General features: G+C 70.5%; 19 protein-coding genes. 8 read left to right on the top strand and 11 right to left on the bottom strand.

Annotated features, from left to right (window positions below; all coding sequences use genetic code 11):
- The first annotated feature begins 67 nt into the window (after positions 1-67).
- The gene (locus DFQ59_RS01250; RefSeq protein WP_114277850.1) at positions 68-649 is read left to right on the top strand and encodes a redoxin family protein; all 582 of its coding nucleotides are present in this window, start codon (positions 68-70) and stop codon (positions 647-649) included.
- 15 nt (positions 650-664) lie between these two features.
- On the opposite strand, the gene DFQ59_RS01245 is transcribed toward DFQ59_RS01250, so the two are convergent.
- Positions 665-1051, bottom strand: coding sequence for a hypothetical protein (locus tag DFQ59_RS01245; RefSeq protein WP_114277849.1), 387 nt, complete (start codon positions 1049-1051; stop codon positions 665-667).
- A gap of 95 nt (positions 1052-1146) precedes the next feature.
- Between DFQ59_RS01245 and menC the strand changes: the two genes are divergently transcribed.
- On the top strand, positions 1147-2205 hold the full coding sequence (gene menC / locus DFQ59_RS01240; RefSeq protein WP_281268223.1) for an o-succinylbenzoate synthase: 1059 nt from the start codon (positions 1147-1149) through the stop codon (positions 2203-2205).
- 97 nt (positions 2206-2302) lie between these two features.
- Positions 2303-3373, top strand: a complete 1071-nt coding sequence (locus tag DFQ59_RS01235) for a hypothetical protein (RefSeq protein WP_114277848.1) — start codon at positions 2303-2305, stop codon at positions 3371-3373.
- A 100-nt stretch (positions 3374-3473) separates the two neighbouring features.
- On the opposite strand, the gene hslO is transcribed toward DFQ59_RS01235, so the two are convergent.
- Positions 3474-4343 carry an Hsp33 family molecular chaperone HslO gene (gene hslO, locus DFQ59_RS01230; protein ID WP_114277847.1) on the bottom strand — a complete coding sequence of 290 codons (870 nt, stop codon included), beginning with the start codon at positions 4341-4343 and terminating at the stop codon, positions 3474-3476.
- A gap of 80 nt (positions 4344-4423) precedes the next feature.
- Positions 4424-5191 (bottom strand): protein kinase family protein, encoded by a 768-nt coding sequence (locus DFQ59_RS01225; RefSeq protein WP_114277846.1) that lies wholly within the window; start codon positions 5189-5191, stop codon positions 4424-4426.
- A 260-nt stretch (positions 5192-5451) separates the two neighbouring features.
- Here DFQ59_RS01225 and DFQ59_RS01220 point away from each other — a divergent pair, with 260 nt between their 5' ends.
- Positions 5452-6108, top strand: coding sequence for a dienelactone hydrolase family protein (locus DFQ59_RS01220; RefSeq protein ID WP_114277845.1), 657 nt, complete (start codon positions 5452-5454; stop codon positions 6106-6108).
- Between the two features lie 68 nt (positions 6109-6176).
- Positions 6177-6464, top strand: coding sequence for an outer membrane protein assembly factor BamE domain-containing protein (gene bamE / locus DFQ59_RS01215; protein ID WP_114277844.1), 288 nt, complete (start codon positions 6177-6179; stop codon positions 6462-6464).
- Here the strand turns inward: bamE and DFQ59_RS01210 are convergent, their stop codons facing one another.
- From DFQ59_RS01210 to DFQ59_RS01200, 3 genes are all read right to left on the bottom strand, one after another.
- The gene (locus DFQ59_RS01210; RefSeq protein ID WP_211314733.1) at positions 6465-7919 is read right to left on the bottom strand and encodes a class I adenylate-forming enzyme family protein; all 1455 of its coding nucleotides are present in this window, start codon (positions 7917-7919) and stop codon (positions 6465-6467) included. It lies immediately after the preceding gene.
- Between the two features lie 142 nt (positions 7920-8061).
- Positions 8062-8742 carry a c-type cytochrome gene (locus DFQ59_RS01205; protein ID WP_211314732.1) on the bottom strand — a complete coding sequence of 227 codons (681 nt, stop codon included), beginning with the start codon at positions 8740-8742 and terminating at the stop codon, positions 8062-8064.
- Positions 8743-8851: 109 nt separating this feature from the next.
- Positions 8852-9169 carry a c-type cytochrome gene (locus tag DFQ59_RS01200; protein WP_114277841.1) on the bottom strand — a complete coding sequence of 106 codons (318 nt, stop codon included), beginning with the start codon at positions 9167-9169 and terminating at the stop codon, positions 8852-8854.
- A 248-nt stretch (positions 9170-9417) separates the two neighbouring features.
- Here DFQ59_RS01200 and aroE point away from each other — a divergent pair, with 248 nt between their 5' ends.
- On the top strand, positions 9418-10242 hold the full coding sequence (aroE, locus tag DFQ59_RS01195; RefSeq protein ID WP_114277840.1) for a shikimate dehydrogenase: 825 nt from the start codon (positions 9418-9420) through the stop codon (positions 10240-10242).
- Between the two features lie 238 nt (positions 10243-10480).
- Here the strand turns inward: aroE and gorA are convergent, their stop codons facing one another.
- Entirely contained in the window at positions 10481-11833 is a 1353-nt protein-coding gene (gene gorA / locus DFQ59_RS01190) for a glutathione-disulfide reductase (RefSeq protein WP_114277839.1), read from the bottom strand.
- Between the two features lie 155 nt (positions 11834-11988).
- On the opposite strand from gorA, the gene prlC reads away from it, so the two are divergent.
- A complete protein-coding gene (gene prlC, locus DFQ59_RS01185) occupies positions 11989-14031 on the top strand; it encodes an oligopeptidase A (RefSeq protein ID WP_114277838.1) in 2043 nt (680 codons plus the stop codon).
- 5 nt (positions 14032-14036) lie between these two features.
- The gene (locus DFQ59_RS01180) at positions 14037-14681 is read left to right on the top strand and encodes a TIGR04211 family SH3 domain-containing protein (RefSeq protein WP_170141983.1); all 645 of its coding nucleotides are present in this window, start codon (positions 14037-14039) and stop codon (positions 14679-14681) included.
- Positions 14682-14748: 67 nt separating this feature from the next.
- Here the strand turns inward: DFQ59_RS01180 and hemE are convergent, their stop codons facing one another.
- The 4 genes from hemE to DFQ59_RS01160 all read right to left on the bottom strand — a co-directional run bounded on the left by hemE (position 14749) and on the right by DFQ59_RS01160 (position 22354).
- On the bottom strand, positions 14749-15825 hold the full coding sequence (gene hemE, locus DFQ59_RS01175) for a uroporphyrinogen decarboxylase (RefSeq protein WP_114277836.1): 1077 nt from the start codon (positions 15823-15825) through the stop codon (positions 14749-14751).
- Positions 15826-15987: 162 nt separating this feature from the next.
- Positions 15988-17406, bottom strand: coding sequence for an FAD-dependent oxidoreductase (locus tag DFQ59_RS01170; RefSeq protein WP_114277835.1), 1419 nt, complete (start codon positions 17404-17406; stop codon positions 15988-15990).
- A 25-nt stretch (positions 17407-17431) separates the two neighbouring features.
- Positions 17432-21919: a glutamate synthase large subunit gene (gltB, locus tag DFQ59_RS01165; protein WP_114277834.1), complete on the bottom strand. Its 4488-nt coding sequence runs from the start codon at positions 21917-21919 to the stop codon at positions 17432-17434.
- Positions 21920-22099: 180 nt separating this feature from the next.
- The gene (locus DFQ59_RS01160) at positions 22100-22354 is read right to left on the bottom strand and encodes a WGR domain-containing protein (RefSeq protein ID WP_114277833.1); all 255 of its coding nucleotides are present in this window, start codon (positions 22352-22354) and stop codon (positions 22100-22102) included.
- Positions 22355-22387 lie beyond the last annotated feature (33 nt).

Raw genomic sequence — 22387 nt, 5'->3', positions numbered from 1 at the left:
GGCGGAAAGCCAGCGGCCCGAACTCCGGTCTCCTCCACAGCCAGACCACTCTCACCGGGAGCTCCTCATGGAACAACACGACCTGTCCTCCACTGCGCGGCGGAGCGGCCGTCTGCCGGCCTGGCTGGCCGCCGCCATGCTGGCCGCCACGCTCCCCGCCGCGACCGTCGCCGGCGATGCGCCGCGGCAGCTGCCGGAGTTCACCCGGGACACGCCCGCGGACTGGTTCAACTCCCCGCCCCTGACCCGCGCCGATCTGCGCGGGAAGGTGGTCCTGCTGGACGTATGGACCTTCGGCTGCTGGAACTGCTACCGCTCCTTTCCGTGGCTGAAGGGCCTGGAGCGGGAACTCGGGGGAGAACCCTTCCAGGTGGTGGGCATTCACTCGCCCGAGTTCGAACACGAGAAGGACCCGGAGCGGGTCCGCGCCAAGATCGCCGAGTTCGGCCTCCACCACCCGGTGATGATGGACAACGATTTCGCCTACTGGCGCGCCCTGGGCAACCGCTACTGGCCGGCCTTCTACCTGGTGGACAAGGGCGGACGCATCCGCCACGTCCTGGTGGGCGAGACCCACGCCGGGGACGCCCGGGCCGAGGCCATCGAAACCGGGCTCAGGGCCCTCCTGCGCGAGCCGGGACCGGAGTGAGTTCCCGACACCCGCCTACCTGCGCCGATCACGCTCGTCCCGGTAACGCCCATCCCCGTCACGCCGGTAACGCCGGCGCAGCCCGGGCGGCAGCCGGTCATGGGGCACCGGGTGCCAGGGGCCGTCGAAGCGCGGACTGAAATCCCAGCGGTCGCGCTGGCGACGGTAGAAATGTCCGTCGTACCAGTACCAGCCGGGATGCCGGTCGACGATGTAGAGCCCGAGCCCGGAGTCGAAGACGATGATCAGCCCGTCGTCGAAACGGTAGCGATAGCCGTGGGCCGGCGCATGGGGCGGCGGCCGGTAGCGGGGACCCGGGCCGGTGTAGACGCCAACGCAACCGCCGAGGGTCCCGGCGAACAGGGCTCCGAGCAGCAGGGTGTTGAAGTGACGGCGTCGCATGGCGTACCTCCTGTACATTGCCGTACCCGTCAGAAAGTATAGGCCGGCCGACTCCCGGACGGGATGCGTTGCCCTCCCCGTTGCGGCGCTCCACAATGCGCTCCATGCCCGCCGACACCCTCATCGTCCGCTTCGAACTGCTGCCCTACCACCTGCCCCTGCGGCGGGAATGGCGGAGCGCCCGGGGCGCGATCCGGCACCGCAGCGGCTGGCTGGTCCGGCTCATCGACGCCCGCGACCGGACCGGACTCGGCGACTGCGCACCCCTGCCGGAAGCGGGCACCGAGCTCCCGGAACGCGCCGGCCAGGCGTTGCGGCTGCTTGCCCGCGCCCTGCCCGGCCAGACGCCGCCGCAGGCGCTGAGCGCCCTCCCCGCCGGCCCTCCGGCGGCCCGCGCGGCGCTGGAAGCCGCCCTGCTCGACCTGCAGGCGCAGACCGCGGGGCTCCCGCTGCGCCGGCTGCTGGACGCCGGCGCACCCGACCGGGTGCGGGTCAACGCCGCCCTCGGCCCCCTGGACGCCGGCGCGCGGGCCCGGGCGGCAGCCGCCGCCGGCCATGGCTTCACGGTCCTGAAGCTCAAGGTGGGACTGGCGCCGGTGACGGAGGAGCTGGCCGCCCTGGCACGGATCGCCGCGGGACTCCCCCCCGGCGCGACCCTGCGGCTGGATGCCAACGGCGCCTGGAACGAGCCGGCGGCCGCGGCCTTCATCGCCGGCTGCCGGGCGCTGCCGGTGGAATCGCTGGAGGAGCCGCTGCGGCACCCGGACCCGGAGCGGCTCGCCCGGCTGCAGGGTGACGCCGGCTTCCCCCTGGCCCTGGACGAGTCCCTGGCCGGCGGCACGCCGCCGGTCCCCCTCCCGGTGCGGCGGCTGGTGCTGAAGCCCGCCACCCTGGGCGGGCTGCGGCCGGCACTGGCACTGGCGGCGCAGGCCCGGGCCGCCGGCTGCGAATGCGTGGTCACCACCACGCTGGAGAGCGCCGTCGGCGCCTGGGCGGCGGCCCAGCTCGCCGCCGCCGTGGACCCGGCGTCACGCCGCGCCCACGGCCTCGCCACCGGCGCCTGGTTCGCCCGTGACCTGGCTCCCGCCCCCTCCCCCGCCGCCGGCTGGCTCAGCCTCCCCTCCGCCCCCGGACTGGGGGTGGCGATTCCGTGATTCCGGAAAACGGAAAACGGAAAACGGAAAACGGAAAACGGAAAACGGAAAACAATCGTAAACTACCTCCCATCACCCTTCACCCATCACCCGATTCATGCCCCACCTCCTGGCCTGCATCACCGCCCACGGCTACGGCCACCTGGCCCAGACCGCGCCGGTCCTCCATGCCCTGCGGGAGCGATTGCCGGCACTGCGGCTCACGGTCTGGAGCAGACTGCCGGCCGCCCTGCTCCGCCAGCGCCTGCCGGAACCCTTCGAACTCCAGCCCGGCGCCGCGGATCCCGGCATGGCCATGCGCTCCGCCCTGGCGGTGGACGTGGAGGCCAGCGCCGCGGCCTACCGGGCCCTGCATCGCGACTGGATGGTCAGCGTGAAGCGCGAGGCGGCCCGCCTGGCCGCGCTGGGACCGGACCTGGTGCTCAGCAACGTGGGGCACCTGCCACTGGCCGCGGCGGCTCACGCCGGCACGCCCGCGCTGGCGCTCTGCTCCCTCAACTGGGCGGACATCTACGCCCACTACTGCCGCGGCCGGCCCGGCGCCGACGTGGTGGAGGCGCAGTTGCGGAATGCCTACCGGGGTGCGGCGTGCTTCATCCAGCCGACCCCGAGCATGCCCATGGCGGATCTCCCCCGCCGTCGGCGCGTGGGCCCCATTGCGGCCAGCGGCGGCAACCGCAAGGCGGAGACCTGTCGCCGCCTGGGGCTGGATGCAGGCGAGCGCTGGGTCCTGGTCAACCTGGGCGGAACGCCCGGCACCCTGTCGCTGCGGCGCTGGCCGCGATTGCCCGGCATCCGCTGGGTGGCCCCGGCGGCATGGCTCGATTCCCAGCCGGCGGGACTGGCCCAGGAGAGCATCGACCTGCCGTTCAGCGATCTGCTGGCGAGTTGCGACGCCCTGGTGACCAAGCCGGGCTACGGCATCTTCGTGGAGGCCGCCTGCGCCGGCGTGCCGGTGCTCTACGCGGACCGGGATGGCTGGCCCGAGCAGCCGGAGCTGGTGGCCTGGCTGGAGGCCCACGGCCGCAGCCGGGAGATACCGCAGGCGGCCCTGGCGGGCGGCGGGCTGGCCGCGGAGCTGGAGGAACTGTGGGCCCGGCCGGCGCCTCTCCCGCCCCGCCCCACCGGCGCCGACGAGGCCGCGGCGATCCTGCTGGAGCAGCTGTGAGCGGATCTGGCGGCGACCGCGCCGGGCGCGCGCCTCAGCGATGCTATTTCCGAGGATCGGCGCAAATCAGGACATAAAGACATCCTTTCAACGAAATTGGCTACTGTTTCGTGGTCGGCGCCGCGGCCTGGGCGCCAGCGAACAGGGCCTCCACGTCCACGGCGTCGAAGTGGTAGCCGTGGTTGCAGAACTCGCAGTGGACCTCCACCCGGCCCGTATCGGCGAGGATGGACTGCAGCTCCTCCCGACCGAGGGAGACAAGGGTTTCAGCCACCCGCTCCCGGGAGCAGCCGCAGCGGAAGCTGACCGGCTCGGGCTCGAACACCCGCACATCCTCCTCGTGGAACAGCCGTCGGCGGACCTCCGAGCCCGGCAGTTCCAGCAGCTCGCCGCGGGTGAGCGTTTCCGCCAGCTGCGCGGCCCGGTCCCAGGCATCGGCATCCGCTTCCGTGCCCGGCAGGCGCTGCAGCAGCAGCCCCGCGGCACGCGTCTCGTTGCTGGCGAGCCAGACGCGGGTGGGGAGCTGCTCCGACTGCCGGAAGTAGCTCTCCAGCGCCGCGGAGAGATCGCCGCCTGCAACCGCCACGATGCCCTGGTAGCGCTCGCCGGTCCGGGGCTGATCGATGGTCAGGGTCAGGGTCGCATCGCCCAGCCAGCGGGGCGGCAGTTCGGTGGGCGCCTCGCCATGCCAGCGGGCCAGCCCCCGCAGCCCGCCCTGACTGGTGCACTGGGCCAGCAGCAGGCTCACCGGCGCGCCGCCCTGCACCTGGAGGGTCAATGCCCCCTCGAACTTGATGGTTGAGGCCAGCAGCGCGGCGGCCGCCAGGGCCTCGCCGAGCAGGCCGGCCACGGCGGGCGGGTAGGGGTGGCGCTCCAGGACCGCGCGCAGGGTGGCGTCCAGGCTCACCAGTTCGCCACGGACCTGGGTGCGTTCGAGCAGGAAACGCTGGCGGCTGTCGCTCTCGTTCATGACGGTCGGTTCCGGTGATCGCGGGAGCGCGGATGATACCAGCCTCATCCGTCGCCCGCCCGGGCTCCGGCAACTCCCGGTCAGGCGGTCTCCGCCCGGATCCGGCGCAGCGCGGGCACGGCGAGCCCGGCGGCATCCGCCTGCTCCAGGGCGCGTTGCAGGCGCTGCGGCGCGCTGCGGCCCTGGCACTGGTGCGAGGCATCGGCGGCGAAGGCCTGGGCCAGCCCCGCCACCAGGCGCTCATGGTCGAGCCCATGGCCGGTGAGGTGCTCCTGCAGCGCCAGCACGTCGGCGGCCACCTCCAGCGCCAGCCCCCGGTGCGCCTGCCACAGCTCTCCCACCGTTCCGCCCACGGCGAGACCGCAGATGTTGGAAACGAGGATGTAGAGGTTCTTCAGCACCAGCTCCTCGAGCAGCTCGGCCTCGCTGTCCAGCACCCGGGCGGGGATGTCCAGCCGCTCCAGCGCCGTGGCCAGCAACCCGGCTCCGGGACCGTGGGCGGGGGAGGGGAGGATCACCTTGACTTCCCGGCCCCGCTTCTTCTCGAACCAGACCGAGATGACGGTTGGGTGCTCCAGTCCATGGCGCCGCCAGTCCCGCGGCAGGAGCTCGTTCTGCAGCAGCGCAACCCGATCGCGCCAGGTCTCGGGCAACTCGGCGAGGACCGGATGGAGATCCGCCTCGGCCACCGCCACCAGCACCAGGACCGGATCATGGACCGCCATCGCCGCGGCATTCAGATCCATGGCGCGGGTGACGGGGAAGACCGGGTGCCCGGCACGCAGGAAACCCCGTGCGAATACGCCGCCCATCTCGCCGACCCCCACCAGGACTATTGGCCTGTTCATTCCCTGCTCCCCTCCCCATTGTCCTGCCGACGCCACATGGATGGAGCGCCGCCGTCGAATGCGGCGTGCCGCGACGGTGTCGCCACCGGAACACGCCTGTCCGCCACCGCTTTTTCCCGGATGATAGGCGCAGCGGCCCGGTCGGGGAAGGGCGCCATCCGCAACCGCCCAGGCACCGGCGGGCGGTATTTCCTTTCCGCGACCTTGTGCGATACTGTCGCCCGTCGCCGGAATGGAGCCATGGGAAGGATCTTCGCCTGATGAAAGCCATGACCTTGACCACCGACAACGGTATCCCGTTCAACGTCGAGATAGCCGGTCCGGAGGATGCCAGGGCCGCCGTCATGATCCTGCATGACTGGTGGGGGGTGCTCGATTACAACCGCAACTGGGCCGAGCGCCTCGCCGAGGCCGGCTACCGGGTGATGATCGTGGACCTCTACGACGGCGAGAACGCCACCGACGCCCAGGAAGCCGGCGAGATGATGCGCAACCTGGACCAGGAGGTGGCGGATCGCAAGCTGATGACCGCCCTGGCCCGGCTGAAGGCCGGCAGTCCGCGGGTGGCGGTCCTGGGCTGGTCCCTGGGCGGACACCAGGCCCTGCAGGCGGCGATCCTGGATCCGGAGACGGTGGATGCCGCGGTACTGTTCTACTGCCGGCTCATCAACGACCTGGAGTCCCTGCGCACCCTGAACGGCCCGGTGCTGGCCGTGTTCGCCGAACAGGAGCGGACCTGGCCGGAGAAGATGGAGCGCTTCGGCGCCCTGATGAGCGAGGCCGGCAAGCCGCTGGAAGTGAAGAGCTACGCGGCCGGCCACGGCTTCGTGAACCCGCGCAGCGCCCGCTTCGATGCCGCCGCCGCCGAGGACGGCTGGCAGGTCACCCTGGACTTCCTGCGCCGCGCCCTGGCCTGAGCGCCCGCGCAGGGACGCACACAGCCGCCGAGACTTTCGCCTGAATCCCAATCCGACAAGGAACGCCCATGAGCCTGTCCACCGTCCGCACCCTGATCACCGCCCTGCTGCTGGCCGGGCTGCTGGCCGCCTGCTCGAAGGTGACCCAGGAGAACTTCAGCAAGCTGGAAGCCGGGATGAGCGAACAGCAGGTCTACGCCCTGCTCGGCGAACCCACCGAGTCCTCCAGCCTCAATCTCGGCGGCCTGTCCGGTACCTCCGCGGTGTGGCGCGACAAGGACGCCGAGATCCGCGTGCAGTTCTTCAACGGCACGCTGAAGGTGATGGACTTCCGGAAGTCGGCGGCGGCTCCCTGATTACTGCGCCGCCAGCCGCAGCAGTTCCGCCCGGTCGAGCTTGCCGGCGGCATTGCGCGGCAGCGCCCCGAGGCGCTGGACCGCCCGCGGCCGCCACGGGGAGGGGAGTTGGGCGCGGGCCCACTCCAGCACCGCCCCGGGATCCGCCGCGCCGGTGACGAAGGCCACCAGCCGCGCCCCCCAGACCGGATCGTCCAGCGCGACGACAGCCGCCTCCACGACCCCCGGGCAGCCCGACAGGGCCGACTCCACCTGCGCCGGGTGGACATTCTCCCCACCGGTCACCACCACCTCGTCGGCCCGGCCCAGCACCGTGAGCGAGCCGTCGGGCGCGAGGCTGCCCAGGTCGCCGGTAACGAACCACCCCGCCTCGATTCCCGCGCCGGTGGGCCGCCCGGCCCCGGCATAGCCTGCCATCACGGCCGGGCCGCGCACCCGGATCCGGCCCACGCCGGTTGTGGTTGCCACGCCCGGCTCGGGCACTATCGTCACCTCCATCCCGGGCAGGGGCGATCCCACGTCCCCGGGCCGCCAGCCCGGGCGCAGCCCACAGCGGGTGGCCACCTGCGAGGCCGCTTCGGTCATGCCGTAGCTGGCACAGAGCGGCCAGCCGGCCGCCAGCGCCCGCTCGGCCAGCGGACCGGGGAGCGCGGCCCCACCCATCAGCACGTGGCGCAGCCCCCGGGGCGGCGCTCCGCCGGACACCTCCAGCAACCGTGCCAGCATGGCCGGTACCAGCGAGAGATGGGTCACGGCCCGCGCGTGGAGGTCGGCCAGCACCGCCTCCGGCACGAACCGCTGATGCAGCACCACGGCGGCTCCCGCCGCCGCGGCCCGCAGGGGGATGGACGCCCCGCCCACATGGAACAGGGGCAGGCAGGCGAGCCAGACATCCCCGGGCCCCAGGGGCAGCACCGTGCGCGAGCCGGCCACGGCGGCGGCCAGGTTGAGGCCGCTGAGCGGAACCGCCTTGGGCTCGCCGCTGCTGCCGCTGGTGGCGATGACCAGGTGGATCGCCTCCACCGCCAGCGGTTCCGCCACGAACGTTCCGGACGCCGGCCCGGCGCTCAGCAGCTGCGCCCCGGTCAGGGTCGGCAGTGCATCCGGCGCAGGGGGGCCGTCGCTGACCGCCCGGGTGGCGCCGCCCAGGCGCAGGAGCCGCTCCAGCAGCGCCGCCGGCAGATCGGGGTTGAGCGGCAGGAGATGCAGCCCGGCCCGCGGCGCGGCGTGCAGGAGCAGGGCGGTCAGCAGCCGATCCCGGCTGAGCACCGCCAGGCCGCCGCCGGCGCCGGCGCTCCACGCGGCGAGCCGCCGCTCCAGCGCGCCCACACGTGCCTCCAGGTCCGCGTAGCTGCAGGCCTCCTGGCCGTGGTGCAGGGCCGGGGCCTCCGGCATGCGGTGCGCCGCATGCCGGAGCCAGGCGGCGGGGGAGGGCGGAAGGGCGGCAGGCTCCACGGGACGGTCTCGCTGTTGCGGAAGAGGCATATCCCATCATCCACGCCGGGGCGGCGCTGGCAAGCGCACGCCCCCTCTCTCCGCCCACAAGTCAACCCCGGCCAGGAGAGGCCGGCGTCCCCTTCAAGCGGACCCCGGCAACTCAGGGCAGGTCGGGGTTGCTGTAGTGGACGGACGGCGCCACCCGCTCGGGCGAGGGCCGCAGGCGCGAGGCGAAGTCGATGACCGCCTTCATGTCGCGTTCGCTGAAATCGGCGATCTGCCGCACCATCTCGGGATTGGCATTGCGTCGCCTGCCGTCCCGGATCCACTCGAACTGGCGCAGCATGTAGCGGTAGTGCTGGCCCTGGATGCGCGGGTAGAAACGGGCATCGTCACCCTCGCCATACTCCCCGTGACAGCGCACGCAGTGCTCGCGATAGAGCACGGCGCCGTGCTGGAGGTCGCTACCCGGACCGACGCCGGTGCGCGGCGTCATGGGCATGGCGGCGATGTAGGCGGCGAGATCGGCGATGGCCTGCGGACCGCCGATGACCTCCTTCGAGGCGAACAGGCGCATGCCCGGATTGTCCCGGTTGCCGCCGCGGATGTCCGCCAGCTGCTTGATGATGACATTCGGGTGCTGGCCCGCGATTTGCGGGATCTCGCCATCCACCGTGCCCCAGCCCTCGGGCATGTGGCAGGCGGCGCAGACCTCGTAGTTGGAGACGGCATTCCCGGCAACGGGCTGCCGGTGCAGGGCCTCGTCCAGCTCGCCGGCGCCCGCAGCGCCCCCGGCGGCCAGGAACAGGCCCGGAAGAATCCACGGCAGTGATGCCGGCATGCGCCTCATGGTTCCCCCTCGGGCGGAATTCGGCGGCCGGAACGGAACCGGGCCCGTCGTTGCGGCGGACCCGGTTCCGGCACCCGCGAACGGGTACGGCCGGATATGTTTACTGGGTGGCCAGCCAGGCGGCGATGGCGGCGATCTCCTCATCGCTCACCATGGCCATGATGGGCTTCATGGCGGCGGTCTGGCCATTGGCCCGGGCGCCGCTCTTGATGTCCTTCATCTGCGCGGCCAGGTACTGCTCGTTCTGGCCGGCGATCTTGGGGTAGGTGGGCATGATGGGGGTCTTGGCATCGGCGCCGTGGCAGGCGTTGCAGGTCTTCTGGGCATACAGGGCGGCACCATCGGCGGCCAGGGTCGGCATGGCGGCGGCGGCCAGGGACGCAGCCAGGACCAGCACGGAAAGGTTGAGCTTGCGCATTGCTTGTTCACTCCCTCGTAGGATTTCGCTTCGGATGGTTTGACACGATCGATTGTTGTTCACGATCGATTGTTGTTATTGACGATCCTCATCCTCGTCCTGGCGCCCACCCGCTCCGGCAGCGACTGCCGGCAGTTCGAGCGCCCACAATTTACTTGATTTTTGTCAATGAATTCCAGTAACCCGGTCAACCCGCCGCCGTCCTTGCTAGACTAGGAACCCCTTTTCAGCCTGAGCCGAGACCGACCATGCCAGTGGACCGCTATGGGGTGATGGGCAATCCCATCGCCCACAGCAAATCACCCCGTATCCACGCCGCCTTCGCCGAGCAGACCGGCCAGGCACTCACCTACGAGGCCATCCTGGTCCCGCTGGGCGGCTTCCAGGACGCCCTGGAGAGCTTCGCGGCCGAGGGTGGACGCGGCCTCAACATCACCGTGCCCTTCAAGCAGGAAGCCTGGGAGGCCGTGGACTCGCGCAGCCCGCGGGCGGAGCGCGCCCGGGCGGTGAACACCATCGTCCTGGGCGGGGAGGGCCGTCGTTACGGCGACAACACCGACGGGGTGGGCCTGGTGCGTGACCTGACCGTGAACCACGGCGCGGCAGTGGCGGGGCGGCGGCTGCTGCTGCTCGGCGCCGGTGGCGCCGCCCGCGGCGTGCTCGGCCCGCTGCTGGAGGAGAAGCCGGCGGCCCTGGTGATCGCCAACCGCACCGCCCGGCGGGCCGAGGAGCTGGCGGCGGACCACAGTGACCTGGGCCCGGTGAGCGGCGGCGGTTTCGACGTGCTCGCCGAGGAGGAGTGCTTCGACCTGGTCATCAACGCCACCGCCGCCAGCCTGCAGGGGCAGGTGCCGCCCCTGCCCGGACGCTGCCTGGCGCCGGGCGCGTGGTGCTACGACCTCATGTACGCGGCCGAGCCCACCGCATTCCTCACCTGGGCCGCGGCCCACGGCGCCGAGCGGGTCATCGACGGCCTGGGCATGCTGGTGGAGCAGGCCGCCGAGTCCTTCGCCCTGTGGCGGGGCGTGCGCCCCGACACCGCCCCGGTGATCCGGATGCTGCGCGGGGGGTGAGTTGGGACAAATAGACAGGATTTACAGGATTTGGAAAAGCGCGTCAGGCACCACAAACCGGCTACATTTCGGACCAACCACTGACGAACCTGGTGCAGGACACGGCACTGATTTGGCAAGGACACGACCACGAAGAGGCGCCCCTCGTGGCCGTGCGTCAGATCCACCCCGCTTCCCCCCTCCGTGGATAAACTCCTTAAATCCTGTACATCCTGTCAATCCTGTCTAGTTCCAGATCTCAGCGCATGGTGACCAATTCCTCGGCGCTGGTGGGGTGCAGGGCCACGGTGTTGTCCAGATCAGCCTTGGTGGCGCCCATCTTCAGCGCCACGGCGAAGCCCTGCAGCATCTCGTCGGCGCCCAGCCCGATGATGTGCACGCCCACCACCTTCTCCTGCGCCCCCACGGTCACCAGCTTCATGGCGGTGGGGGAGGGGTGGGAGGTGAGGGCGGCGTACATGGGGGTGAAGCTGGTCTGGTAGCACTTCACGCTCTGGGGGCCGAACCGCTCCAGCGCCTGGGCCTCGGTGAGGCCGACGGTACCGACGGGCGGGTGGCTGAAGACCACCGTGGGCACGTTCTCGTAGTCGAGCCTCAGCTCCGGCCGCCCGCCGAACAGGCGCGTGGCCAGGCGGCGGGCGGCGGCGATGGCCACCGGCGTCAGCGCGATCCGGCCGGTCACGTCGCCCACCGCGTAGATGCCCGGAACGTTGGTGTTCTCGAACGGGTCGGTGGGGATGAAGCCGTTGGCGTCGGTCTCCACCCCGGCCGCCTCCAGGTTCAGGTCCGCGGTGGCGGGATCGCGGCCGATGGCCCAGATCAGGCTGTCGAAGCCCGCCAGCTCGGTGCCGTGGTCGCAGTGCAGCCGGAGACCGTCGTCACTGCGCTCCACCGCCGTGAGCGTGGTATTGGTCACCACCTGGATGCCCTCGTCCTGCATCACCTCCAGCAGGGTCTCCCGCAGCAGGGCGTCGAAGCCGTCCAGCACGTGTTCGCGGCGGATGACGAGGGTGACCTCGGAGCCGAGGGCCTGCAGCACGCCGGCCAGCTCCACGGCGATGTAGCCGGCCCCCACCACCGCCACCTTGCGCGGCTGCGCCTGCAGGGCGAAGAAGCCGTCGGAGGTGATGCCGAGCTCGGCGCCGGGAATCGACGGCAGCCGCGGTACGGCGCCCGGGGCGATGACGATGTGATCGGCGCTGTAGCGTTCGCCCTCCACCTCGAGGGTGCGGCTGTCGAGGAAGCGGGCGTGACCCCGGATCTCGTCGATGCCGGAATCCTTGAGATAGCCGTGGTACCAGGTGTTGATGTTGCCGATGTAGCGCTCGCGGGCAGCCACCAGGCGGCCCCAGTCGAGCCCGCCGCTGCGCACGTCGAAGCCGTAGTCGGCGGCATCGCGCAGGGTATGGGCGATGGAGCCGGCGAACCACATCACCTTTTTCGGTACGCAGCCCACGTTGACGCAGGTGCCGCCGATGCGGCCGGCCTCCACCACCGCGCAGCGGGCGCCGTGGGTCGCCGCCCGCTCGGCCGCGGAGAGCCCGCCGCTGCCGCCGCCGATGGCAATCAGATCATAGTGTTTGCTGGACACGTCAGCCTCCTCTCGAACAGAGGCCGAATCTAGCGGAACGGGGCGGGGATGGCAAAGGTGCAGCCGCCGGCCGCGGGTCAGGCAGACCGGGAAGCTGGCCGCTGGCGGCTGGAAACTGGTATCTTTCCCCCTCTCACGACAACGCGCTGAATCCCATGGACAACCCCCTGCTGAACATGACCGGGCTGCCGCCCTTTCCGGCGCTGCGCCCGGAGCACGTGGAGCCCGCGATCGACGCGGTGCTGGAGGAGAACCGCAGCCGGGTGGCGGCGCTGCTGGCGGCCACGGATCACTATGCCTGGGACAGCCTGGTGGCCCCCCTGGAGGCACTGGAGGATCGGCTCAACCGCACCTGGTCGCCGGTGAGCCACATGAACGCGGTGGTGAACACCCCGGAGCTGCGCGCCGCCTACAACGCCTGCCTGCCCAAACTCTCCGACTATGCCACCGAGATGGGTCAGAACGAGGCGCTCTACGCCGCCTTCCGGTCCATTGCCGAGCACGCCGGGTTCGGCACCCTGGACCCGGTCCGCCAGCGCATCGTCAGCAATGCGCTGCGCGACTTCCGCCTCGCCGGCGTCGCCCTCGACCCGGAGCGCCGGGAACGCTTCCGGGCCATCCAGCAGCGCCTCAGCACCCTCACCTCGAAGTTCGAGGAGAACCTGCTCGACGCCACCCACGCCTGGTTCCGGCAGGTGACCGACACGGCCGAGCTGGCAGGCCTCCCGGACAGCGCCCTGGCGGCGGCCCGCCAGGCCGCCGCCACCCGGGAGCTCGACGGCTGGGTCTTCACCCTCGAGTACCCGAGCTATTTCGCGGTCATGAGCTACGCCGATCACCGCCCCCTGCGCGAGGCGGTCTACACCGCCTACGTCACCCGGGCCTCGGACCAGGGCCCCCATGCCGGGCGCTGGGACAACGGACCGGTGATGGAGGAGATCCTGGCCCTGCGCCACGAGCTGGCCCAGCTGCTCGGCTTCCGCAACTACGCCGAGCGCTCGCTCGCCACCAAGATGGCGCCGGACACCGGGGCGGTGCTCGCCTTCCTCGAGGACCTGGCCGGGCGCTCGCTCGCCATGGCCCGGGAGGAGCTGGATGAGCTGCACCGCTACGCCCGCGAGCACCACGGCCTGGAGCGGCTCGAGAGCTGGGACATCACCTACTGTTCGGAGCAGCTGCGCCGCCACAGGCACCAGCTCTCCCAGGAGGATCTGCGCCCCTACTTCCCCGAACCGCGGGTACTGGAGGGGCTGTTCGCCGTGGTGGAGCGGCTCTACGGCGTGCGCGCCGAACTCCAGCCCGGGGTGGACACCTGGCACCCGGACGTACGCTTCTACCGGCTGGTGGACGAGGCGGGCGAGGTGCGCGGCCAGTTCTACCTCGATCTCTACGCCCGCGCCCACAAGCGCGGCGGGGCGTGGATGGACGAGTGCATTGTCCGCCGTGTCGACGCGCAGGGCCGGGTGCAGGTGCCGGTGGCCTACCTCACCTGCAACTTCAACGCGCCGGTGGAGGGCCGCCCGGCGCTGTTCACCCACAACGAGGTGCTGACCCTGTTCCACGAGTTCGGCCACGGCCTGCACCATATGCTCACCCGCATCGATCACGCCAGCGTGGCGGGGATCAACGGCGTGGCCTGGGACGCGGTGGAGCTGCCCAGCCAGTTCCTGGAGAACTGGTGCTGGGAGCCGGAGGCGCTGGCGCTCATTTCCGGGCATCACGAAACCGGCGCGCCCCTGCCCCCGGAGCTCATCCGGCGCCTGCGCGCCGCGCGCAACTTCCAGGCGGGGATGCAGATGGTGCGCCAGCTCGAGTTCGGCCTGTTCGACTTCCGCCTGCACCTGGAGTACGACCCGGCGCGCGGCGCCCGGGTGCAGGAGATCCTCGACGAGGTCCGGGCCCAGGTGGCGGTGGTGGCCCCGCCGGCCTTCAACCGCTTCCAGCACAGCTTCTCCCACATCTTCGCCGGCGGCTACGCGGCCGGCTACTACAGCTACAAGTGGGCGGAAGTGCTGGCCTCCGACGCCTTCTCCCTGTTCGAGGAGGAGGGCATCTTCGACGCCGAGACCGGTCGCCGCTTCCTGCGCACCATCCTGGAACGGGGCGGTGCCCAGGAGCCCATGGAGCTGTTCATCGAGTTCCGCGGCCGGGAGCCCGAGATCGACGCCCTGCTGCGCCACAACGGCATCGCCGCCTGATGATCATGTACAACCGCCTCCGTCCCCTGTCCCTGGCCACCGTGGCGCTGCTGCTCCTGCTGCTGCCGGCGCCGACCCCCCGGGCCGCCACCGAGACCCGCTACGTGAGCGATCAGCTGCTGCTGGAGGTCCGGGCCGCACCCGACCCGGCCGCGGCCGCCGAGGCCACGCTGCCCACGGGCACCCCGGTGGAAGTGCTGGAGCAGCAGGACGGCATGGCCAGGATCCACGCCGCGGACGGCACCGAGGGATGGGTCGACAGCGCCTTCCTGATGGGGGAGCAGCCGGCGCGGCTGCGACTGCTGACCACCGAGGATCGCCTGCAGAAGGCACGGGAGGAGATCGACCGGCTGCGGGTGGAGAACGAGCGCCTGCAGGCCCGGGATGGGCCGTCGCCGCCGGTGGACGATGGGGACGCCCGGCTGCGGGTGGAGAACGCGGCCCTCAGGGCCCGTATCGAGCGGGCCGCGGCCGTGCTGCGCGGCGAGGAGTCACCGGCTGCAGCCGCCCCCGGGGGAACCGGGCCGGCCGTCATCCCCCCCCTGGCCTGGCTGGGCCTGGCGCTCGGGTCCCTGCTGGCGGGATTCCTGCTGGGCACCCGCTGGATGGACCGCCGCCAGCGCCGGCGCCTGGGCGGCTTCCGGCTCTGAGCAGGATACAGGGCAGCAGGGTTACCGATGAAGGATGAAGGGTATCACCCCCTTCATCCTTCATCCTTCATCCGTTACCCGGTTGATGGTAGGCCGCGCTGAGTTCGTGCACCGCCTGCACCAGGGCCGCGGCGTGGTCGGGCTTCACGTCCGGGTGGATGCCGTGGCCCAGGTTGAACACGTGGCCCGTGCCCTTGCCGTAGGAGGCCAGCACCGCCGCCACCTCGTCCCGGATCCGCTCCGGGCCGGCGTAGAGGGCGCAGGGATCGAGATTGCCCTGCAGGGCCACCCGGTCACCGACCCGGGCGCGGGCGTCGGCCAGATCGGTGGTCCAGTCCAGCCCCACCCCGTCGCAGCCGGTCGCGGCAATCGCCTCCAGCCACTGCCCGCCGCCCTTGGTGAACAGGATCACCGGCACCCGCCGGCCATCGGCCTCCCGGGTGACACCCTCCACGATGCGCGCCATGTAGTCCAGGGAGAACTCGCGGTAGGCGCGGGGCGTCAGCACGCCGCCCCAGGTGTCGAACACCATCAGGGCCTGGGCGCCGGCGGCCACCTGGGCGTTGAGGTAGGCGATGACGCTCTGGGTCAGCACCTCCAGCACCCGGTGCAGCAGGACCGGACGATCGAACAGCATCCCCTTGACCCGGGCGAAGTTCTTGCTGGTGCCGCCCTCGACCACGTAGGTGGCCAGGGTCCAGGGACTGCCGCTGAAGCCGATGAGGGGCACCCGGCCGTCCAGCTCGCGCCGTATCAGCCGCACCGCATCCATCACGTAGCGCAGCTCGCCCTCCGGGTCGGGCACGTGCAGGCGATCGACGTCACGTTCCTTGCGCACCGGGTTCTCGAACACCGGCCCCTCGCCCTCCTCGAAGGAGAGTCCCAGGCCCATGGCGTCGGGTACGGTGAGGATGTCGGAGAAGAGGATGGCCGCGTCCAGCGGGAAGCGCTCCAGCGGCTGCAGGGTCACCTCGCAGGCCAGCTCGGGCGTCTGGCACAGGGTCATGAAATCCCCCGCCCGGGCCCGGGTCGCGCGGTACTCGGGCAGGTAGCGCCCGGCCTGGCGCATCATCCACACCGGGGTCACGTCCACGGGCTGGCGCAGCAGCGCCCGGAGAAAACGGTCGTTCTTCAGCTCAGTCATGGGGACCCCGGTTGAAAAGCCTCAATAGACAGGATTTACAGGATTAACAGGATTTCCGGTACAGATACGGCCGGCGCGTGCAACATCACCTCGGACCACCTGCGCCGGGCAAGCCTTCGACCCAATCCTGTACATCCTGTTAATCCTGTCTATTCGTTTCTTTCAGACCCCGAGGTAGTCGAGGATGCCCTCGGCGGCGTTGCGGCCCTCGAACACGGCGCGCACCACGAGGTCCGAGCCCCGCACCATGTCGCCGCCGGCGAAGATCATGGGGTTGGTGGTCTGGAACCTGATCTGCCCCTGTTCGGGCGCCTTCACCCGGCCACGCTCGTCCACCTCGATGCCGAATTCGCTGAACCAGGGCTGGGGGTTCGGGCGGAAGCCGAAGGCGATGATGACCGCGTCGGCGGGAATGATCTCCTCACTGCCCGGCACCGTCTCCGGCGTGCGCCGGCCGCGCTCGTCGGGCTCGCCCAGGCGGGTGGTGACCACCTTCACGCCTTCCACCCGGCCGTCGCCCACCACCGCCACCGGCTGGCGGTTCCAGAGGAACTGCACCCCCTCCTCCTTGGCGTTGGCCACCTCGCGCCTGGAGCCGGGCATGTTGGCCTCGTCACGGCGGTAGGCGCAGGTGACCGAGGCCGCCCCCTGGCGGATGGAGGTGCGGTTGCAGTCCATGGCGGTGTCGCCGCCGCCCAGCACCACCACGCGCTTGCCGGCCATGTCGATGAACTCGGCGGGGCTCTTCTCGTAGCCCAGGCGGCGGTTGATGTTGGAGATGAGGAAAGGCAGGGCCTCGTGGACCCCGGGCAGATCCTCGCCGGGGAAGCCGCCCTTCATGTAGGTATAGGTGCCCATGCCCAGGAACACCGCGTCATACTCCTCCAGCAGCCGCTGGAAGGGGATGTCGGCGCCGATCTCCACCCCGAGCTCGAAGCGGACGCCCATCTCCTCCATGATAGCGCGGCGGGTGCGGACGATGGACTTCTCCAGCTTGAACTCCGGGATGCCGAAGGTGAGCAGGCCGCCGATTTCGGGGTGGCGGTCGAACACCACCGGCTCCACGCCGTTGCGCACCAGGATATCGGCGCACCCGAGCCCGGCCGGACCGGCGCCGACGATGGCGACCCGCTTGCCGGTGCTGACCACCTGGGAGAGGTCCGGACGCCAGCCGGCGGCGAGGGCCTGGTCGGTGATATAGCGCTCCACCGCGCCGATGGTCACCGCGCCGAAGCCGTCGTTGAGGGTGCAGGCCCCCTCGCACAGGCGATCCTGGGGACACACCCGGCCGCACACCTCCGGCAGGGAGTTGGTGCGGTGGGAGATCTCCGCCGCCTCCAGCAGCCGCCCCTCGGCCACCAGCTGCAGCCAGTTGGGGATGTAGTTGTGCACCGGGCACTTCCACTCGCAGTAGGGATTCCCGCAGTGGAGACAGCGATGGGCCTGGATCGCCGCGCTCTCGGCGTCGAACTGGCCGTAGATCTCGGCGAACTCCCGGCGCCGCTCGTCGGCCGGCTTCTTGGCCGGATCCACGCGCGGGACCTCGATGAACTGGAAGACGTTGTTCGGACGGTCAGCCATTACCGGAAATTCCTCGTCACTGCGGTCATTCGTTGCGGGTCTTGAGGCTGTCGAGCAGGTTCTCCAGCTCGGCCGCCTTCGGCTTCACCAGCCAGAACTGGCCCAGATAGTCCTCGAAGCGCTCCAGGATCTGCCGGCCCCAGTCGCTGCCGGTCTCCTTCACGAACTCCTCGACAATCTGCCGCAGGTGGTGACGGTAGGCCTCCATCGCCTCGGTGTCGATGCGATGGATGTCGATCATCTCGTGGTTGCAGAGATCGACGAAGGTGTTCTCCTCGTCCAGGACATAGGCCAGTCCGCCGGTCATGGCGGCGCCGAAGTTGTGCCCGGTCCTGCCGAGCACCACCAGCACGCCGCCGGTCATGTACTCGGCGCAGTGATCACCCACCCCCTCCACGACCGCCATCACGCCGGAGTTCCGCACACCGAAGCGCTCACCCGCGGTGCCGGCGGCGTAGAGTCTCCCGCCGGTGGCCCCGTACAGGCAGGTGTTGCCCATGATGGGCGTGGCGCGGCTCTCGAACCGGCTGCCCCTGGGCGGGTGGAGCACCAGCTTGCCGCCGGCCATGCCCTTGCCCACGTAGTCGTTGGCATCACCCTCCAGGACCAGGTGCAGCCCGCCGGCGTTCCAGACGCCGAAGCTCTGGCCCGCGGTGCCCTTCAGGTAGACGGTCAGGGGCGCCTTCTCCATGCCGTCGTTGCCGTAGCGGCGGGCAATCTCGCCGGACAGGCGCGCGCCGATGGAGCGGTGGAGGTTCTTCACCTCGTAGTGGAAGACGCCGCCGGAGCCGTTCTCGATGGCCGGCATCATGTCCGCCACCATCTGCTCGGCCAGCTCGCCCCGGTCGAAGGGCCGGTTGCGGTCCACGGTGCAGAAGCGCGGCTTGTCCTCGGGGCCGCGGGCGGCGTTGAGGATGGGCGTCAGGTCGAGCCGCCGCTGCTTGCCGGTCGCGCCTGGCAGCATCTCCAGCAGGTCGGTGCGGCCGATGAGGTCCTGCAGCGAGCGCACGCCCAGCTTCGCCATCCACTCGCGGGTCTCCTGGGCCACGAAGCGGAAGTAGTTCATGGCCATCTCGGGCAGGCCGATGAAATGGTCGCGCCGCAGGCGCTGGTCCTGGGTGGCGATGCCGGTGGCGCAGTTGTTCAGGTGGCAGATGCGCAGGTACTTGCAGCCGAGCGCGATCATCGGCGCGGTGCCGAAACCGAAGCTCTCGGCACCGAGGATGGCCGCCTTCACCACGTCCAGGCCGGTCTTCAGCCCGCCATCGGTCTGCACCCGCACCTTGTCGCGCAGGTCGTTGACCCGCAGCGCCTCCTGGGTCTCGGACAGCCCCAGCTCCCAGGGGCTGCCGGCGTACTTGACGCTGGTGAGCGGGCTCGCGCCGGTGCCGCCGTCGTAGCCCGCGATGGTGATGAGATCGGCATAGGCCTTGGCCACGCCGGCGGCGATGGTGCCCACGCCGGGCTCGGAGACGAGCTTCACCGACACCAGGGCCTCGGGGTTCACCTGCTTGAGATCGAAGATGAGCTGCGCCAGGTCCTCGATGGAGTAGATGTCGTGGTGGGGCGGCGGCGAGATGAGGGTGGTCCCCGGGCGGCAGAAACGCAGCCGCGCGATGAGATCGTTCACCTTCTTGCCGGGCAGCTGGCCGCCCTCGCCGGGCTTCGCGCCCTGGGCGATCTTGATCTGCAGCACCTCGGCATTGACCAGGTAGGCGGGGGTGACGCCGAAACGGCCCGAGGCCACCTGCTTGATCTTGGACATGCGCTCGGTGCCGTAGCGGACCGGGTCCTCGCCGCCCTCGCCGGAGTTGGAACGTCCACCGAGCCGGTTCATGGCGGTGGCCAGCGCCTCGTGGGCCTCGGGCGAGAGGGCGCCGAGGGACATGGCGGCGGAGTCGAAGCGCCGGGTGATGGCCTCCACCGGCTCCACTTCCTCCAGCGGCACCGGGGACTGGTCATCGCGCAGCCTGAGCAGATCCCGCAGGTTGTTCACCGGGCGCTCGTTCACCAGCCGGGCGAACCGCAGGTAATCATCGTACTCGCCGGTGGTGACGCAGTGGCGCAGGGCCTGCACCACGTCCGGGTTGAAGGCGTGGTACTCGCCGCCGTGGATGAACTTGAGCAGCCCCCCCTGGTCGACGGACTTGCGCGGATTCCAGGCGCGCTCCGCCAGGGCCGCCATGTCGCCCTGCAGATCCTCGAAGGTGCTGCCCTGGATGCGGCTGGAAGTGCCGCGGAAGCAGAGATCCACCACCTCGCGGTTGAGGCCGACGATCTCGAACAGCTGGGCGCCGCGGTAGCTGGCGATGGTGGAGATGCCCATCTTGGAGAGAATCTTGAGCAGCCCCTTGTTGATGCCCTTGCGGTAGGCCGCCAGCACCTCGCCGGCGTCGCCCTCGATCTCGCCCACCCGCACCATGTCCACCAGGGTCTCGTAGGCCAGGTAGGGGTAGACGGCCGTGGCGCCGTAGCCGAGCAGCACCGCGAACTGGTGCGGATCCCGCGCTGTGGCGGTCTCCACCAGCAGGTTGGCGTCGCAGCGCAGCCCCTGCTCCACCAGGTGGTGGTGGACGGCGCCCACGGCCAGCGCGGCATGGATCGGCAGCCTGTCGGTGCGAATCTCGCGATCGCTGAGCACCAGGATCACCTTGCCGGCGCGCACCGCCTCCGCGGCGGACCCGCACAGCTGCTCGATGGCCGCCTGCAGGCCCACGGCCGGATCGTAGTTGAGGCTGAAGACCTGGTGGGCGAAGGCCGGATCCTCGATGGCCAGCAGCTGGGCGTGCTTGCTGCGGCACAGCACCGGCGAGTCGACCACCGCCCGGTTGGCGTGCTCGGGGGTCTCCTCGAAAATGTTGCGCTCGGGCCCGAAGCAGGTCTCCAGGGACATGACGATGGATTCCCGCAGCGGATCGATGGGCGGGTTGGTCACCTGGGCGAACTGCTGGCGGAAGTAGTCGTAGACCGACCGCTCGCGGGTGGAGAGCACCGCCTGCGGGGTGTCATCCCCCATGGAACCCACCGCCTCGTTGCCCTTCTCGCCCAGGGGCCGCAGGATCTGATCGCGCTCCTCGAAGGTCACGCCGAACAGCTTCTCGTAGACCTTCAGCGGCTCGGGCAGCAGGCACTCCACGTTCTCGCCCTGGTCCAGGCGCGACTCGACGCGGCGGGTGCGCTCCCGCAGCCACTGCTTGTAGGGCTGGCGGCCCTTCAGGTTCGACTGGATCTCGCCGGGCAGCAGCAGCTCGCCGGTCTCGGTATCGGCGGCCAGCATCTGGCCGGGCTTCAACCGGCCCTTGCGCACCACGTCCTCGGGCGCGTAGTCATGGACGCCGATCTCCGAGGCCAGGGTGATCAGCCGGTCCCGGGTCACCACCCAGCGGGCCGGACGCAGGCCGTTGCGATCCAGCACACAGGCGGCATAGCGGCCGTCGGTGAGCACGATGCCCGCCGGTCCGTCCCACGGCTCCATGTGCATGGAGTTGTACTCGTAGAAAGCGCGCAGGTCGGGGTCCATGCTCTCCACGTTCTGCCAGGCCGGCGGGATGAGCATCTGCATGGCGCGGAACATGTCGATCCCGCCCGCCAGCAGCACCTCCAGCATGTTGTCGAGGCTCTCGGAGTCGGAACCGGTGCGCCGCACCAGCGGCAGCAGGCGGTTGATCTCGGGCAGCCGCGGGGTGGAGAACTTGTGCGCCCGGGCCACCGACCAGTTGCGGTTGCCCTGGACGGTGTTGATCTCGCCGTTGTGGGCCAGGAACCGGAACGGCTGGGCCAGGCGCCACTGGGGCAGGGTGTTGGTGGAGAAGCGCTGGTGAAAGACGCACACCGCCGACTCCAGCCGCGGGTCGGCCAGGTCCGTGTAGAACTGCGGCAGGTTGTGGGGCATCACCAGCCCCTTGTAGGAGAGCACCCGGCCGGAGAGGCTGGGAATGTAGAACACCGGGTCGTCCGCCAGCGCCTGCTCCGCGAGGCGCCGGGCCACGAACAGGCGCAGCTCCAGGGTCTCGGTATCCATGCCCGCGCCGGCATTGACGAAGACCTGGGCGATCCCGGGCAGGGTGCGCAGCGCCTGCTCGCCGCAGGCATCCGCATCGGTGGGCACCTCGCGCCAGCCGGCCAGCTCCAGGCCCTGGTCGGCCAGCGCCCGCTCCAGGCGCTCCCGGGCGGCGGCGGCCAGGGCCGGTTCCGGGTTCAGGAACACCATGCCGACACCATAGTGATCCCCGAGCGCGATCCCGGCCTCGGCGGCCACGGCCCGGAGAAAGCCGTCCGGCTTCTTCAGCAGCAGGCCGCAACCGTCTCCGGTCTTGCCGTCGGCCGCGATGGCGCCGCGGTGGGTCATCCGGGCCAGGGCGGTGATGGCGGTCTCCACCAGGCGATGGCTGGCCACGCCGTCCATGTGCGCGATGAGACCGAAACCGCAGCTGTCCCGGTCGAGTTCCGGGGTATACAGCCCGGTCCAATGGTAGTCGATGCCGCACGCGGCCTTGTTCGGCTTCTGGATCATGATGTTGCTGTCACATGTCGGCTGGGTGGCCGCCCGGGGCACAAAAACCCCAGGCAAAAATGGAGGAACATTCTAGCGCCGGGAGGCGCCATGCTCAATGTCTGTCCAGTCGGGGGATTTCCGGATTCCGCGCCGGAAGGAGGATTACTCCGGGATTACAGTGGGTTGAGCCGATCGAAATCAGCCGGAGCGCTGCGGGCTTTCCGCGAAAACGACGCGGTAACCCCTCGCGAGCTGTCGATCCCTGGCCTGCATGAGCGCCTCCAGGGCGCTGTCCCAGTCGGCGAACGTATCCCGCTGCAGCCGTCCACCGGCACCCTGCACACCCCACTGGCGCACCAGGGTCCAGCCGCCGAGCAGGTCACGCTGGAGGAACAGCTGGTAGAACCGGGGCGGCTGGTCGTCGGCGGGCGGACTCTGCATGTAGATGCGCATGGGCCCCTCGTGGATGAGATAACCGGCCCGGGC

The sequence above is a fragment of the Thioalbus denitrificans genome, assembly GCF_003337735.1.
GTDB lineage: Bacteria > Pseudomonadota > Gammaproteobacteria > DSM-26407 > DSM-26407 > Thioalbus > Thioalbus denitrificans.
Note: the sequence above shows the minus strand (reverse complement) of the source record. Positions and strands in the feature narration are given on the sequence as shown.

Excerpts from the sequence above, each read along its gene's own strand:
- DFQ59_RS01225 (WP_114277846.1), bottom strand. The coding sequence starts at position 5,191 with ATGAACAGGCCAATAGTCCTGGTGGGGGTCGGCGAGATGGGCGGCGTA.
- DFQ59_RS01220 (WP_114277845.1), top strand. The coding sequence starts at position 5,452 with ATGAAAGCCATGACCTTGACCACCGACAACGGTATCCCGTTCAACGTC.
- hemE (WP_114277836.1), bottom strand. The coding sequence starts at position 15,825 with ATGACTGAGCTGAAGAACGACCGTTTTCTCCGGGCGCTGCTGCGCCAG.
- DFQ59_RS01170 (WP_114277835.1), bottom strand. The coding sequence starts at position 17,406 with ATGGCTGACCGTCCGAACAACGTCTTCCAGTTCATCGAGGTCCCGCGC.
- DFQ59_RS01205 (WP_211314732.1), bottom strand. The coding sequence starts at position 8,742 with ATGCCGGCATCACTGCCGTGGATTCTTCCGGGCCTGTTCCTGGCCGCC.
- DFQ59_RS01180 (WP_170141983.1), top strand. The coding sequence starts at position 14,037 with ATGTACAACCGCCTCCGTCCCCTGTCCCTGGCCACCGTGGCGCTGCTG.
- DFQ59_RS01245 (WP_114277849.1), bottom strand. The coding sequence starts at position 1,051 with ATGCGACGCCGTCACTTCAACACCCTGCTGCTCGGAGCCCTGTTCGCC.
- aroE (WP_114277840.1), top strand. The coding sequence starts at position 9,418 with ATGCCAGTGGACCGCTATGGGGTGATGGGCAATCCCATCGCCCACAGC.
- DFQ59_RS01160 (WP_114277833.1), bottom strand. The coding sequence starts at position 22,354 with ATGCGCATCTACATGCAGAGTCCGCCCGCCGACGACCAGCCGCCCCGG.
- DFQ59_RS01235 (WP_114277848.1), top strand. The coding sequence starts at position 2,303 with ATGCCCCACCTCCTGGCCTGCATCACCGCCCACGGCTACGGCCACCTG.
- hslO (WP_114277847.1), bottom strand. The coding sequence starts at position 4,343 with ATGAACGAGAGCGACAGCCGCCAGCGTTTCCTGCTCGAACGCACCCAG.
- DFQ59_RS01250 (WP_114277850.1), top strand. The coding sequence starts at position 68 with ATGGAACAACACGACCTGTCCTCCACTGCGCGGCGGAGCGGCCGTCTG.
- DFQ59_RS01200 (WP_114277841.1), bottom strand. The coding sequence starts at position 9,169 with ATGCGCAAGCTCAACCTTTCCGTGCTGGTCCTGGCTGCGTCCCTGGCC.
- prlC (WP_114277838.1), top strand. The coding sequence starts at position 11,989 with ATGGACAACCCCCTGCTGAACATGACCGGGCTGCCGCCCTTTCCGGCG.
- menC (WP_281268223.1), top strand. The coding sequence starts at position 1,147 with ATGCGCTCCATGCCCGCCGACACCCTCATCGTCCGCTTCGAACTGCTG.
- gltB (WP_114277834.1), bottom strand. The coding sequence starts at position 21,919 with ATGATCCAGAAGCCGAACAAGGCCGCGTGCGGCATCGACTACCATTGG.
- bamE (WP_114277844.1), top strand. The coding sequence starts at position 6,177 with ATGAGCCTGTCCACCGTCCGCACCCTGATCACCGCCCTGCTGCTGGCC.